General features: G+C 72.0%; 12 protein-coding genes. 7 read left to right on the top strand and 5 right to left on the bottom strand.

Going from position 1 to position 14,525, the window contains the following annotated elements; translation table 11 throughout:
* Positions 1–30: 30 nt before the first annotated feature.
* Entirely contained in the window at positions 31–561 is a 531-nt protein-coding gene (locus ACZ5NW_RS30435) for a GNAT family N-acetyltransferase (RefSeq protein ID WP_468747173.1), read from the bottom strand.
* Positions 562–773: 212 nt separating this feature from the next.
* On the opposite strand from ACZ5NW_RS30435, the gene ACZ5NW_RS30430 reads away from it, so the two are divergent.
* Together ACZ5NW_RS30430 and ACZ5NW_RS30425 are read left to right on the top strand one after the other, a co-directional pair.
* Positions 774–1,772 (top strand): sigma-70 family RNA polymerase sigma factor, encoded by a 999-nt coding sequence (locus ACZ5NW_RS30430; protein WP_468747172.1) that lies wholly within the window; start codon positions 774–776, stop codon positions 1,770–1,772.
* 519 nt (positions 1,773–2,291) lie between these two features.
* Positions 2,292–3,032, top strand: a complete 741-nt coding sequence (locus ACZ5NW_RS30425) for a TetR/AcrR family transcriptional regulator (RefSeq protein WP_468747349.1) — start codon at positions 2,292–2,294, stop codon at positions 3,030–3,032.
* A gap of 3 nt (positions 3,033–3,035) precedes the next feature.
* On the opposite strand, the gene ACZ5NW_RS30420 is transcribed toward ACZ5NW_RS30425, so the two are convergent.
* Positions 3,036–4,025 (bottom strand): helix-turn-helix transcriptional regulator, encoded by a 990-nt coding sequence (locus tag ACZ5NW_RS30420; RefSeq protein WP_468747171.1) that lies wholly within the window; start codon positions 4,023–4,025, stop codon positions 3,036–3,038.
* A gap of 243 nt (positions 4,026–4,268) precedes the next feature.
* On the opposite strand from ACZ5NW_RS30420, the gene ACZ5NW_RS30415 reads away from it, so the two are divergent.
* From ACZ5NW_RS30415 to ACZ5NW_RS30395, 5 genes are all read left to right on the top strand, one after another.
* Positions 4,269–5,711 carry an MFS transporter gene (locus ACZ5NW_RS30415; RefSeq protein WP_468747348.1) on the top strand — a complete coding sequence of 481 codons (1,443 nt, stop codon included), beginning with the start codon at positions 4,269–4,271 and terminating at the stop codon, positions 5,709–5,711.
* 665 nt (positions 5,712–6,376) lie between these two features.
* Positions 6,377–7,138, top strand: a complete 762-nt coding sequence (locus ACZ5NW_RS30410; protein WP_468747170.1) for a DeoR/GlpR family DNA-binding transcription regulator — start codon at positions 6,377–6,379, stop codon at positions 7,136–7,138.
* Entirely contained in the window at positions 7,135–8,082 is a 948-nt protein-coding gene (gene pfkB, locus ACZ5NW_RS30405) for a 1-phosphofructokinase (protein ID WP_468747169.1), read from the top strand. The genes ACZ5NW_RS30410 and pfkB overlap by 4 nt, the downstream gene beginning before the upstream one ends.
* 307 nt (positions 8,083–8,389) lie before the next feature.
* Positions 8,390–10,516, top strand: a complete 2,127-nt coding sequence (locus ACZ5NW_RS30400) for a PTS fructose transporter subunit IIABC (protein ID WP_468747168.1) — start codon at positions 8,390–8,392, stop codon at positions 10,514–10,516.
* A 295-nt stretch (positions 10,517–10,811) separates the two neighbouring features.
* Positions 10,812–11,099 (top strand): hypothetical protein, encoded by a 288-nt coding sequence (locus tag ACZ5NW_RS30395; protein ID WP_468747167.1) that lies wholly within the window; start codon positions 10,812–10,814, stop codon positions 11,097–11,099.
* Between the two features lie 33 nt (positions 11,100–11,132).
* On the opposite strand, the gene ACZ5NW_RS30390 is transcribed toward ACZ5NW_RS30395, so the two are convergent.
* From ACZ5NW_RS30390 to ACZ5NW_RS30380, 3 genes are all read right to left on the bottom strand, one after another.
* On the bottom strand, positions 11,133–11,879 hold the full coding sequence (locus ACZ5NW_RS30390; protein WP_468747166.1) for a DUF6227 family protein: 747 nt from the start codon (positions 11,877–11,879) through the stop codon (positions 11,133–11,135).
* Between the two features lie 194 nt (positions 11,880–12,073).
* Entirely contained in the window at positions 12,074–13,294 is a 1,221-nt protein-coding gene (locus ACZ5NW_RS30385) for a L,D-transpeptidase (RefSeq protein ID WP_468747165.1), read from the bottom strand.
* Between the two features lie 194 nt (positions 13,295–13,488).
* Positions 13,489–14,517 (bottom strand): P1 family peptidase, encoded by a 1,029-nt coding sequence (locus ACZ5NW_RS30380; RefSeq protein WP_468747164.1) that lies wholly within the window; start codon positions 14,515–14,517, stop codon positions 13,489–13,491.
* Positions 14,518–14,525 lie beyond the last annotated feature (8 nt).

Raw genomic sequence — 14,525 nt, 5'->3', positions numbered from 1 at the left:
GGAGTCGGCCGGGGTGACACGGGTCCCGCGCTACAGCTCCTTCTCGTACCAGGCCACGTCCCAGTAGCGGCCGAACTTGCGGCCCACCTCGCGGTACGTGCCCACGTGCCGGAAGCCGAAGCGCTCGTGGAGCCGGGTGGACGCCTCGTTGGGCTGGGCGATGCCGGCGTAGGCCCGGTGCAGGTCCTCGTCGGCGAGCGCCTCGAAGAGGGCCTGGTACAGGAGCGTGCCGATGCCGCGCCGGCCGGCGTCCGGGGCGACGTAGACCGTCACCTCCACGGAGGTCGCGTAGGCCGGCTTCGGACGGTAAGGGCTGGATGTGGCGTACCCCAGAATGCGCTGTGAGTCCGGCCCGGGTGCGGGTGCCGTGGCAACCATCAGCCGGTGGGGGCCGTCTTCAAGGTGGGAGAGCAGCCAAGGGCGGCGCTCTTCCGGAGTGAAAACGGCGGTATCGAATGTGATGGGCGTCTCACGTACGTAGTGGTTGTAGAGGGCCGTGAGGGCTTCGAGGTCACCCTCGACTCCTGGTCTGACCTGCACCTCTGTACCGTCCGACGGCATCGCGCCTCCTCAAGTGGCCGGACAGGGTACTGCATGATCAGAAAAAGAGGGGGACAGGTTGGGAATTCTGTCCTGATTCCAGTCGTTGTTTCCATCGGATGCAGGGGACCCGAGGAGAGTCCGGAGAGTCCGACGAAGGGTTCCCCGGCCTTGAAACCGGAGTTCCCGGCGTCCAGGACCACCCGCTGACCCACCATCGCAAGGGAGCACGCATGGCAACCCGTGCCGTCGCCCGTCGTCAGTCCGCCACCGGCGAGACGGCCGACGCGGCAAGCAGTGTTCGCGCCCATGGCGGCGAGATCGCCGACCGCGACCTGGTCGGCATGTATCTCGACGAGATCGCGCGCACACCGCTGCTCGACGCCGCCAAGGAGGTCGAGCTGTCGCAGATCATCGAAGCGGGTGTGTTCGCGAGGCAGGTCCTCGACGGTTACGAGGAGTCGAAGGCCGACGCCTCCCAGGAGGAGCTGGAAGCCCTGGTCGCCGAGGGAGAGCGCGCCAAGGACGTCTTCATCCGGTCCAACCTCCGTCTGGTCGTCGCCGTGGCCCGTCGTTACCCCCGTAGCGGCCTGCCCCTGCTCGACCTGATCCAGGAGGGCAACGCCGGCCTGGTCCGCGCCGTCGAGAAGTTCGACTACCGCAAGGGCTTCAAGTTCTCGACGTACGCCACCTGGTGGATCCGCCAGGCCATCACCCGGTCGATAGCCGACCAGTCCCGCACCATCCGCCTGCCCGTCCACCTGGTGGAGGAGCTGGGCCGGATCCGTCGCGTCCAGCGCGAGTTCAACCGGGAGAACGGCCGCGACCCGGAGCCCGCCGAGATCGCCGCCGAGCTCGGCACGACCCCGGAGCGCGTGACGGACGTCCTCGACTGGGCCCGCGACCCGGTCTCGCTGAACATGTCGGTCGACGACCAGGGCGAGACCCAGTTCGGTGACCTCCTGGAGGACACCAGCGCCGTATCGCCCGAGCAGTCGGTCCTCACCCTGCTGCGCAGCGAGGAACTGGACGGCCTGATCGACCGCCTCGACCCGCGCACCGCGTCCATCATCAAGATGCGGTACGGCATCGAGGACGGCCGCGAGCGCACCCTGACCGAGGTCGGCAAGCAGCACGGCCTGACGCGCGAGCGTATCCGCCAGATCGAGAAGCACGCCCTGCTGGAGCTGAAGAAGCTCGCGCGGGACACGGGCTTCGAGGCGGCGGCGTAAGGGGCCGGTGGGGCGAAGGGGTCGGCATGGGTGTGCGGGCGGTTGCCCCTGGCGTACGCCGGGTGGCGAAAGCCCGCGCAAACATGGCGATGTAACGCCGCTTCAAGTCCGACGGCCGGGGGAAAATGCCTTCAGGGCACGGGAGTTCGACGGTGTTCGACACCGAGTTCCGCGCCCGGCGCGTTCGACGACACCGAGTGCCTGACCGCACCGACCCGACCGACCGCACGGACCGACCTGACATCCGCGCTCGCTCGTTCCACTGCCGGAACCGGTCTGGCCAGCTCCCTGGTTGGCCAAGCCAACAAACACTGGACCACGTCCCGACGCAATCCCCCCCCGGCGCCGGGACTTTCCCCGAGCCGGGCTTCGGCGCCCCACCCCCCGGGCGCTGGAGCCCGGCTCCTTTGTTTCCGCTCGGCCTTGCGCATGCCAGGGGGCGGGCCACCCCGTACCTGAACCCCGGGGTGGCCCGCCCGGATGGCAGATTGTGCCACAGAGGCATAGCCTGCCGACGTGATGAGCTCCACCCCACCCCGCCCACCGGAGCAGCCGAAGCAGCCGGGTGGCGCAACTGGCCTGGCCCGTCGGACCACCACCTCACCGTCCCTCACGGAGCGGCGCAAGGCGGAGACGCGGATGGAGATCGCCCGGGCCGCCGCCTCCCTGTTCGTCGGCCGGGGGCTGAAGGCGACGCGGGCGGAGGACATCGCCCAGGCGGCGGGCATCGCACCCCGCACCTTCTACCGCTACTTCGCGACGAAGGAGGAGGCGGTGGCCCCGCTGTACGCGGCGGGGGCGGAACGCTGGACGGAGGCCGTCCGGGACGCACCCCCCGAACTGCCGGTGCCGCAGGCGCTGGAGCATGCGGTGCGGTACACGCTGACGCCGGGAGCGGGGGTGTCGGCGGCGTCCTGGGAGTGGGTACGAACCCTGATCCGACTGGCCATGACCAGCCCGGCGCTGGGAAGGGTGTGGGCGGAGGTCTGCCGGGGGGCGGAGGAGATGCTGGTGGGGGCTTTGCGGGGGCGCGGGGAGACGGGCGCTCTGCGGGGGCGGCGGGACGGGCACGACGGGGGCGACAACGTTGCCGATTCCCACCTCCGCTTCACGGCAGCCGTGGTCGGCGCGGCGGTCCGCGTGGCCGTGGAGACATGGGCCACCGGAGACGCCCCACCGTCCGGCCCCGAGGGCCCGGCGGAATCGGCGCTACGGAACTTGCGGGCATTGCGGGAGTTTCCGTGGGAGGGGGTTGCGTAGGGCCTATGACGAGACACCCCCCGCCCTGCTCAACCGGCCGCCCAACTCCCGTACGCACGCCGCCAGTTCCTCAGGTGCCCGCACCGTGAACTCGCAGCCCGTCATCGCCAGCCGTACCGCCAGCCACTCCATCGCGCCACCCGTCGTCCCGGTCACCCGGCACCGCTCTTCCCCGTCCCCGCCCCCCTCCGCCTCCGGCTGCCCGAGCCACCCCGGCAGCCGCGCACCGACGTACTCCGGCGAAGCGGCGAACACGACGTCGTAGGCGTACTCCCGCGTCTCGGGCCCGTGCTGGATCGAGCGCCGCAGGTACTCCGCGGCGCCCCCCTCCGGCACCTCCCGCGGAGCGAACCGCGCCCCCGTCGCGAACGGCTCCCGCACCCGGTCCACCCGGAACGTCCGCCAGTCCTCCCGCCCCATGTCGTAGGCGACGAGATACCACCGGCGGCCCGTCGACACGAGCCGGTACGGCTCCGTCAGGCGCCGTGACTCGGTCCCGTCCTTCGCCCGGTACGCGAACCGCAGCCGTTCCCGCCCCGCCACCGCCGATGCCATCACGGTCAACGTCTCAGGGGTCACGGTCGCCCCGTCGCCGCTGGTCAGCGCGGTGGTCGCCGCCTGTAGCGTGCTCACCCGGTGCCGTAGTCGCGTCGGCAACACCTGTTCCAGCTTCGCCAGCGCCCGCACCGACGCCTCGTCCACGCCCTCCACCGCGTGCCCGGCGCCGGCGCGCAGCCCCACTGCGATCGCCACCGCCTCCTCGTCGTCCAGCACGAGCGGCGGCATCGCCTTCCCCGCGACCAGCCGGTACCCGCCGTCGGAGCCGTGCGTGGCCTGCACGGGATATCCCAGTTCCCGCAGCCGGTCGATGTCCCGGCGGACCGTGCGCCGGGACACCCCCAGCCGCTCGGCGAGCTCCCCGCCGGGCCACTCGCGAGGCGTCTGGAGGAGTGAGAGGAGCTGAAGCAGACGTGCGGGGGTGTCGGTCGTCATGCGTTCGAGGATGCCGGAGAACTAGGACATGATCTGACCTATTGAGGTCATACGGTCGGAGACATGACCTCGAACGAGCGCACTGCCGACACCCAGGGCAAGGGCAACGCCCTGAAGGGGCGCGGAGAACGGCGCGACCAGCCGCACGCCACCCGCACCGACGACCAGACCCAGGCCACCGCTGCCACGCCGGCTGCCCCGGCCACCCCTGACCGCCGCCGTTGGTTCGCCTTGGCGATCGTCATGACCGCCGCCTTCATGGACCTCGTCGACGTCACGATCGTCAACATCGCCATCCCCTCCATCCAGGAGAACGCTGGCGCCTCCTTCAGCCAGATCCAGTGGATCACCGCCGGCTACGCCCTCGCCTTCGCCGCGGGCCTCGTCACCGGCGGCCGCCTCGGAGACATCCACGGCCGCAAACGCCTCTTCCTCATCGGCATCGGCGGCTTCACCCTCGCCTCCGCGCTCTGCGGCTTCGCCGCGAACCCCGAGATGCTGGTCGCCTCCCGCATCCTCCAGGGCGCCATGGCGGCGATGATGGTCCCTCAGGTCCTCTCGATCGTCCACGCCACGTTCCCGGCCCATGAACGCGGCAAGGTCTTCGGGATGTTCGGCGCGGTCGTCGGCCTCGGCGCCGTCTCCGGCCCGCTGCTCGGCGCGTTGCTGACGGAGTGGGACCTCTTCGGCCTCGCCTGGCGCCCCATCTTCCTGATCAACCTGCCCGTCGGCATCGCCGGCCTGCTGCTCGGCCGCCGCTTCATCAGCGAGTCCCGCGCGCCGAAGGCGTTGAAGCTGGACCTGGTCGGCGTCGCCCTCGTCACCCTCGGCCTGCTGATGCTCCTCTACCCGCTCACCCGTGGCCGCGAGTTGGGCTGGCCGCTGTGGGGATACGTCTCGATGGCCGGCGCGTTCGCGGTCTTCGCCGCGCTGATCGGGTACGAGCGCCGCAAGTCGGCCCGCGACGGCTCCCCGCTGATCGAACTCTCCCTGTTCAAGGTGAAGAGCTTCGCCGCCGGTATCGCCGTGCAGACCGTCTTCGGTATCGCCCTCGGCATCTTCTTCCTGGTCTGGACGCTGTACATGCAGCAGGGCCTGGGCTGGACCCCGCTGCACGCCGGCCTGACCGGCGTCCCCTTCTCGATCGCCGTCTCCACGGCGGCCGGGCTGTCCGTGCAGAAGCTCGTCCCCCGCTTCGGCCGCAAGGTCCTCCAGGCGGGCGCCCTCACCATGACCGTCGGCGTGCTGCTCTACATCTGGGAGTCCCACCGCTACGGCCTCGCCATCGCGTCCTGGCAGATGGCCCTGCCGCTGGTCGTGATGGGCGTCGGCATGGGCCTGATCGTCGCCCCGCTGACGGACGCGGTCCTCTCGGAGGTGCCGCGTGAGCACGCCGGTTCGGCGTCCGGACTCATCAACACCGTGCAGCAGATGGGCAACGCGCTCGGCCTCGGCCTGGTCTCGGTCGTCTTCTTCGGCCGCATCCCCGACCGGCTCACCCCCGACACCGTCGGCCCCGAGTTCACGGACGCCTTCGAACACGCCCTGATGTGGGTGGCCGTGGTCATGGCCGCGATCTTCCTCCTGATGACGGCCCTCCCGAAGCGGCCTGCCGTACACCTGGAAGGCGGCGACGAGGAGACGACCACGGCGGAGGAACCGAAGCAGCCGGAACTGGTCCACTAGACCCGTTTCCCACGAGGGGCCCGGAGCGCCAAGCCGCCCGGGCCCTCCGGCATGCCTGCCTCGCCGACTTCACTCGGGTATGCACGGAACCCGCTGTCCCTAAAGGGCCCGGAGCGCCGCACGGCCCGGGCCGTCCGGCATGCTCGCCTCGGCGCCTTCACTCGGGCATGCACGGAACCCGCTGCCTCTAAAGGGCCCGGAGCATGCCCGCTTCGACGCCTTCAATGGGCACGCCTCGACGTCCCCGTTCCTCCGGCATGCGATCGCGCCGGGATCGTCGACACCGGTCGTCCGGCGACTTCGGGCGCCGGTCCGCACGGGACCTCCGGTGCATCGGCCCTTTCGGCATGCCTCGCCGTCGGCCCGCCGACGTTCCCCGACCCCGGCCCTTTCGGCATGCCTCGCCGTCGGCCCGCCGACGTTCCTCGACCCCGGGCCCTTCGGCATGCTCCCACCTCGCCGCCCCCTTCTACCGTCCCTCGCCCAGCCGCCCCTTCTGCCTGCCTCACCCCAGCCGCCCCTTCCCTCCGCCCCTTTCCCGCCCTGATCAAGCACGGAAGTCCGTTCATGCCCGAATGGGATCCGAAGGTGTTTACTTTCCGGAAATCCGGGCGTAGCCTCCGAGCGAAACCACACGTTCGGGCATGGTTCGGAGGCGAACGGACATGTACGCACCGGAGCGACAGCAGGAGATCCTGCGGCTCGCCCGTGACGGCGGCCGCGTGGACGTCGTCTCGCTGGCCGAGGAGTTCCAGGTCACGGCGGAGACGATCCGCCGCGACCTGAAGGCCCTCGACCGCGCCGGCCTGGTCCGCCGGGTCCACGGCGGCGCCATCCCGGCCGGACGCCTCGACTTCGAACCGGACCTCGCCGAACGCGAGGGCACCTCCACCGACGAGAAGGACCGCATCGCCAAGGCGGCCCTCACCGAACTGCCGTCCGAGGGCACGATGATCCTCGACGCCGGCACGACGGTCGCCCGCCTGGCCGCCGCCCTCCCCCTGGAGGCCGACCTCACCGTCGTCACGCACTCCCTGCCCATCGCGGCCCGCCTCGCGGACCACCCGGGCATGCAGCTCCACCTGATCGGGGGGCGCGTACGGCACCGTACGCGCGCCGCCGTCGACGCCTGGGCGCTGCGCGCGTACGGAGAGATCCGCGCCGACGTCCTGTTCCTCGCCGCCAACGGCTTCTCCGCCGAGCACGGCCTGACCACCCCCGACCTCGCCGAGGCCGCGGTCAAGCGGGCCGCGATCGCCGCCGCCCGCCGTGTGGTCCTGCTCGCCGACTCCACCAAGCACGGCCAGGAGCACTTCGCCCGCTTCGGCGACCTGAGCGATGTGGACCTGCTGATCACCGACAGCGGGCTGAGCCCCGACGACGCGGCCGCCATCGAGCGCGGCGGCACGGAAGTAGTACGCGCATGATCCTCACCGTCACCCCCAACCCGTCCCTCGACCGCACCTACGAGGTCCCCTCCCTGGAGCGCGGCGAGGTCATCCGAGCCACCGGCGAGCGCATGGACCCGGGCGGCAAGGGCGTGAACGTCTCGCGCGCCGTCGCGGCCGCCGGCCGGCGCACGGTCGCGGTGCTGCCCCTGGGTGGTGCGCCGGGCGCGCTCGTCGCCGATCTGCTCGACGCGCAGGGCATCGAGGTCGCGCCGGTCCCGGTCGCCGGCGCCACCCGCTCGAACATCGCGCTCGCGGAGTCCGACGGGGTGCTCACGAAGATCAACGCGCCGGGCCCGGAGCTGTCGGCGGCCGAGCAGGAACTGCTCCTGGAGACGGTGCGCGAGCAGTCGCGCGACGCGGACTGGATCGCGTGCTGCGGCAGCCTGCCCCGGGGGCTCGCGCCCTCGTGGTACGCCGATGTGGTCGCGCGGGCGCACGCCGGGGGCGCGCGTATCGCGCTGGACACCTCGGGGCGCGCCCTGCTGGACGCGCTGCGCGAGCGGCCCGACGTGGTGAAGCCGAACGCCGAGGAGCTCGCGGAAGCCGTCGGGCGCCCCCTGGCGACCGTGGGCGACGCCGTGAAGGCGGCCGAGGAGTTGCGCGGCATGGGCGCGCGCGCCGTGCTCGCGAGCCTGGGCGCCGACGGCCAGCTCCTCGTGGAGGAGGCGGGCACCTGGTTCGCCACCGCGCGCGTCGACGCCGTCCGCAGCAACGTCGGCGCGGGCGACTCCTCCCTCGCCGGTTTCCTGATCGCCGGCGGCAGCGGCCCGGAGGCGCTCGCCTCCGCCGTCGCCCACGGCGCGGCCGCCGTCCAGCTGCCCGGCAGCGTCATGCCGACCCCGTCCGACCTCGACCCGTCGGCCGTGACGGTCACCGCGGACATCCCCATGGACCGCGAACTGAAGGAGCCGACGTCATGACCCACCCCCGGACCTCCGCTCCTACGACCTCCGCTCCTACGACCTCCGCTCCTACGACCTCCGCTCCTACGACCTCCGCTCCCACGGCGTTCGCTCCTACGGCCTTCGTCGAACCGTTCCTCGGGCGGCGAGGCACCCCGTTACTCGCCGCGTCCGACGGGCGACGGGGCTCCCTGAGCCGCTCCGCCGCCCCGCGGAGGCGGGGTTTCCCCGGCCCCGCCTCCGCCCGAACCGCCTCCCCCCACGTCCCCGTCCCCCTCCCCGCCCACCCCACACCCCGGGCGATACGCGTGCGAAGGAGCCCGCGATGAGCGACATGATCACCGCGGACCTGGTCGATCTCGACCTGTCCGCCGACTCCAAGGAAGCGGCGGCGCGGTCCCTCGCCGAGCGCATGGTGGCCCAGGGTCGCGTGACCGACCTGGAGGGCTTCCTCGCCGACGTGGCCGCCCGCGAGGCACAGATGCCCACCGGCCTCGACGGCGGCATCGGCATCCCGCACTGCCGCAGCGCCCACGTCACCGAGCCGACCCTCGCCTTCGGCCGCAGCGCCGCCGGCATCGACTTCGGCGCCGCCGACGGCCCCGCCGACCTGATCTTCCTCATCGCCGCCCCCGCCGGCGCCGACGACGCCCACCTCACGATCCTGTCCTCCCTGGCCCGCCAGCTGATGGACGCCGACTTCACGTCGGCGCTGCGGTCGGTCGGGGACGCGGCGGCAGCGGCGGCGCTGATCCGGGGCGAGGAGACGCCGTCGGCCGCGGGGCGCGCGGCGGGCGAGGCGAGTGCGGCGGGCGCCGTGAGCGCCGCTCAGGTTTCCGCAGACTCCGCCGTGGCGCCGGGGGCGGCCTCCGCCGGCGCTACGGCGGGCACCGCGGCCCCGGCGCCGGGAGCGCACGCCCCGGTGCCGGGTGCCCCCTCCGCCGACGAGCACCCCTTCCGTATCGTCGCCGTCACCTCCTGCCCGACCGGCATCGCCCACACCTACATGGCGGCCGAGTCCCTGGAGAACGCCGGTCGCGAGGCCGGCGTGGAACTGGTCGTCGAGACCCAGGGCTCGGCCGGCTTCACCCGCCTCGACCCGGCGGTCATCGCCGCGGCGGACGCGGTGATCTTCGCCCACGACGTCCCGGTCCGCGACAAGGACCGCTTCGCCGGCAAGCCCACCGTGGACGTCGGCGTGAAGGCGGGCATCAACCGCCCCGCCGACCTGATCGCCGAGGCGCGCGGCAAGGCGGCCCGTGGTGAGATCACCGCGGGGGCGCCCGCCGACTCGCGCACGCCGGTGGAACGCGCCGGCGACTCCGGCGAGGGCTACGGCACCAAGCTCCGCAAGTGGCTGATGTCCGGCGTGAGCTACATGGTCCCGTTCGTCGCCGCGGGCGGCCTGCTGATCGCCCTCGGGTTCGCGATCGGCGGCTGGAAGGTCAACAAGGCACCGTCGGTGATGGACCACTTCGTGTGGACCCAGACCGACAGCTGGGGCGCCCTGCTCTTCCAGATCGGCGTCACCGCCTTCGGCTTCCTCGTCCCGGTCCTGGCCGGCTACATCGCCTACGGCATGGCCGACCGCCCCGGCCTCGTGCCCGGCTTCGTCGGCGGCGCGATCTCCCTCACCATCAACGCCGGCTTCCTCGGCGGCCTGGCGGCCGGTCTGATCGCCGGTGGCGTGGTGCTCGCGATCCAGAAGGTCGACATCCCGCCGGCGCTGCGCGGCATCATGCCGGTCGTGGTGATCCCGCTGATCTCCTCGGCGATCGTCGGATTCCTGATGTTCGTCGTCATCGGCAAGCCCATCGCCTCCGCGCAGAAGGGCATGACCGACTGGCTCAACGGCCTCACCGGCACCAACGCCGTCCTGCTCGGCATGCTGCTCGGCCTGATGATGTGCTTCGACCTCGGCGGCCCGGTCAACAAGGTCGCGTACACCTTCGCCACCGCCGGCATCGCCGTCGCCGACCCCAGCGACTCCGCGATGAAGATCATGGCCGCGGTCATGGCGGCCGGCATGGTCCCGCCGCTGGCGATGGCCCTCGCCACCACCGTGCGCGGCAAGCTCTTCACCGAGACCGAGCGCGAGAACGGCAAGGCTGCCTGGGTCCTGGGCGCCTCCTTCATCTCCGAGGGCGCCATCCCGTTCGCCGCGGCCGACCCGCTGCGCGTGATCCCCTCCTCCATGGTGGGCGGCGCGGTCACCGGCGCCCTGTCGATGGCCTTCGGCGCCACGCTCCGCGCCCCGCACGGCGGCGTCTTCGTGGTCCCGCTGATCGGCAATCCGCTGCTCTACCTCGTCGCCATCGCCGCCGGCGTGTGCGTCACGACGGCCCTGGTCGTCGTCCTGAAGGGCATGCGCAAGCCGGCACCCGGCACCTCCCCCCAGGCGGACGGCACCACGCCCGCCACGACGGGGACGAAGCAGCCGGTGGCGGCGTAAGCCCCGACCAGCACCCGCAGACGACCGGCCGCGCGCTCCCCACAAGGAAGCGCGCGGCCGGCCGTCCACCACCCCCAACTCCCCCGTGGGGAGCGCGCCACCGGGACTCACCACCCCCACACTGCCTCGTGGGGAGCGCGCCACCGGGAATTCACCACCCCGCGCGCCGCCCGCAACCCCCCGCGCCCTTCGGCCGTTTCACACCGCCTGCGCCCGATCCATGCGATCTGCGATATACGTCACGCTCCCTGACGATCCGGGCTCAAAGTCCCACCCCGTGGTGTCTACTGACCCCATGCCTGAGCATCTCTCCGCCCTCCATGTGGCGGGCGTGACCATCCTCGCCGCGGCGTCCGCCGTGTGGCTGACCGGCCGGGTCCGCACCGTGCGCCGCAGCCGCGCCACCGCGGGACTGTGGCGGCAGACAGAGGGCGCGCGCCGCTCGGGCCACACCACCCCTCACCCCCTGCCCGCCCTCCCGCGCCAACGCCGCCTCGGCCCCCACATCGAGGCCGTGGAGCTCACCCCCGCGGAACGAGCCGCCTTCGCGGGCCTCGTGCGCCGGCTCCACGGCGGCCACTGAGGCGCGTACGCCCCTCCCGCGCGCCGGAGCGCGTCAGGAAACCTGCGCCGCGCGCCGCTCCATCGCCTCCCGCGCCGCCGCCTCCGACGGGTACACCTCGCACATGTGCCGCCCGTCGGGCGTCGCCGTGTGCTCGACCTCCCACAGGGAGATCTCGTGACCGTCGTGGAGCAGGAACGCGTGCTCATAGAGCGCGAAGCCCAGCCCGACGCGCCCCGCGCGGCAGGGCCGCCCGAACGCCTGCGTGATCTGATGCGCGAACGCCGTGCTCAGCAGCGCCGCCGTGTCCGAGCCCGGCCGATCGGGGTTCTCCGCCCGGCGCAGCAACCTGCGCGCGTGGTCCGCCGAGTCGTCCGGCACGTACACATGCCGGGGCGCGGGGATCGGCGCCAGCGTCACCAGCACCGGCAGCTCGAAGTCCGGCGTGTCCGGCGGCAACGGCAGCCGGCTGGTGGCGGTGCGCAGCTCCTCCTCGTCGACATACACCTCGGCCTGCGTCTCGCCGCCCGGCGCGGTGTTGTGGACGAGCTCCCACAGGGTGAGCGCCGAGCCGTCGGCCAGCAGCCAGGTGTGCCGGTACGTCTCCCGGTGCAGCCCCGCGCTGTGGTGCGCGGAGTGCAGCGAACTGGCGTGCGCCAGCGCGTGGTCGAGGCGCCTTATCGTGTCGTCGGGCAGTTCGAAGGAATTCAGGGCGCGGCCGAGGAGTCGCGCGAGGTGCTCCTCAGGAGACTCCGGCGACTCGGCTGGTTCGTACGCTGCTGTCTCGTACGGAACGCTCAAGGTTTCTCCCGGCGTTGCTGCATGTCACCTTGTGGGTGCATACCGTAGCCCCTCGGTCGGACATCATGTCCAGGGAACCGAGAAAACGTATGCCGGGAAAACGCGCGGGCCGCGCGAGATGTTCCCGCGCGACTCGACGTACCGTCAGAATTCCCCGGTCAACGGCCCGTTGGGGCCGAGGTTGCCGCTGCCGCTCAGGCGGCGCTGCCGGAGGTCCACTCGCTCCACGGCAGATTCCAGCCGTTCAACCCGTTGTCCGGCGCGACGTTCTTGTCGGGGGAGTTCTTGACGATCACCACGTCCCCGATGAGCGAGGTGTCGTAGAACCACTTGGCCGGGGTGTCGCTCCGCGCCCCCTGCTCGTCCGCCAGACCCACACAGCCGTGGCTGGTGCCCGTACGGCCGAAGGGTGGATTGCCCCTCTTGTACCAGTAGTTGCCGTGAATGAACGTGCCGGACTGCGTCAGCCGCATCGCGTGCGGCACGTCCGGGATGTTGTACTCCCCGCCCAGATTGACCGTCCGGCTGTCCATGCGCGTCTGCGTGAACTTCTCGGTGATCACCATCTGGCCGTTGTACGTGGTGTGCGTCGGGTCCCCCGACGAGATCGGAATCGTCCTGACGGTCTGCCCGTCCCGCTTCACGGTCATGGTCTGCGTGTTGACGTCGACCGTGGAGACCTGCGAGCGCCCGATGGTGAAGGTGACGGTCTTCTTCTGCACCCCGTAGACGCCGTTCGCGCCCTCGACGCCGTCCAGGTCGATCTTCATCGTGACCTTGGAACCGGCCTTCCAGTAATCCTCGGGCCGGAAGTCGAGCCGCTGCGCCCCGAACCAGTGCCCCACGACCTGCTGTCCGCTGCTGGACGTGACCGTGATGTGCGACTGCACGGCCTTCTTGTCGCCGATCGCCTTGTCGAAGGTGAACGACACCGGCATCCCGACACCGACCGTCGTCCCGCCGTCCGGCGTGTAGGTCCCGATGAAGCTGTTGGCCGTGCTGACCGTGGTGAAGACGGAACGGGCGGTGGTCGTCCTGCCGTCGCCGTCCTTGGCGGTCGCCGTTACCTCGTACTTCGTCCCGCGCTCCAACTGCTCCTTCGGCTGCCAGCTCCCGCCGTCCGCCGACACCGCGCCCGGAACGTCCTTCCCCGTCCCCGCCACCGTCATCCGCACCCCGACCAGCCGGCCGTCGGTCACCTTCACCCCGGTGGAGTTGATCGAAGCCCCCACCGAACCGTCCTTCGCCGAGATGGCGATCTTCGCCCCGGACGTCTTCGCGGAACTCCCGCCGCCACCCTTGGCGTCGTTGTCGGCCTTGGCGCTGCCACCGCACCCGGTGAGCGTCAGGGCACCGACCACCAGGACGGCACAGGCCCCCAGTACGCGCCGCGCTGCTATGTCCGGCGTTGTCACAGTCTGCTCCACCTTCGCGTGATGTGCGGGATCCGTTCCAGTACGTGAGGAGAGAGGGCGCCGACCGCCAACCGGGTTCCACCGCACGCCGCGAAACGCCATCACGTGACAGAACCGCGACAATCAAGCTCCCCGCGGCCCCTGTCACGCACCCCCCAGCCGTGGCGCACGCACCTACCCCGCACGCCGGCCGACTACCTCCCCCCGTACAACTCCCCGTACGACGGCCACGTCCCGCCCGCCCCCTCCACCGACTCGGCGGCGCGCACGGCGCGCACGATCGCGCGTGTCACCACGTCCGCGCCCGCGGCCAGGACGTCGTTGAGGGCCAGCGGGTGCGCGCCGTCCAGCGCCCGCGCCCCTGTGGCCAGCGTGAACACCGTGTCCCCGTCATGGAGCAGATGCACCGGCCGCACGGCCCGCGCGATCCCGTCGTGCGCCGTGCCCGCCAGCTTCTGCGCCTGCGCCTTCGACAGGTCCGCATCGGTGGCCACCACCGCGAGCGTGGTGTTCAGCGGCGGGAGCGGGTTCTTCGCGGCGCACTCGGCCAGGCGCCGGCGCGCGGCCTCGTGCACGCGCTCGTCCGGATAGTGCACGCGCCCCTGGAACAACTCCCCGTACAGCACACCCGTTTCGGGATCCGCCACCGCTCCCGCCGCGTTGGCCACCACCAGCGCGGCCACCGTGATCCCTGAGTCCAGCACGGTACTCGCGGTGCCGACTCCGCCCTTCATCAGCCCGACCACGGCGCCCGTGCCGGCGCCCACGCTCCCCTCCCGCACCGGCGCTCCGGGCTCGCGCGCCGCCGCAGCCTCCACCGCGGCGCGCCCCAGCGCCGCGTCCGGCCGCGCCCGGAAGTCGCCCCCGCGCCCCAGGTCGAAGACGCACGCCGCCGGCACGACGGGCACGACGTGCGCGGGGTCCGGGCCGACGCGCACGCCGCGCCCGCGCTCCTCCAGCCACGCCATCACGCCGGAGGCCGCGTCGAGTCCGTAGGCGCTGCCGCCCGTCAGCACGATCGCCTCGACCCGTTCCACCACATTGCGCGGGTCGAGTGCGTCGGTCTCCTTCGTGCCGGGCCCGCCGCCGCGCACATCCACGGCGGCGACCGCGCCCCCCTCCGGTGCGAGCACCACGGTGGTGCCGGTGAGCCACCCGTCGCCGGTACGCGTCGCGTGCCCCACCCGCACGCCGGCCACATCTGTCAGAGCGTCGACTGTCATGACGGCCA

The organism is Streptomyces sp. NPDC032126 (genome assembly GCF_055580085.1).
This window is presented reverse-complemented; position numbering and strand designations above follow the sequence as displayed.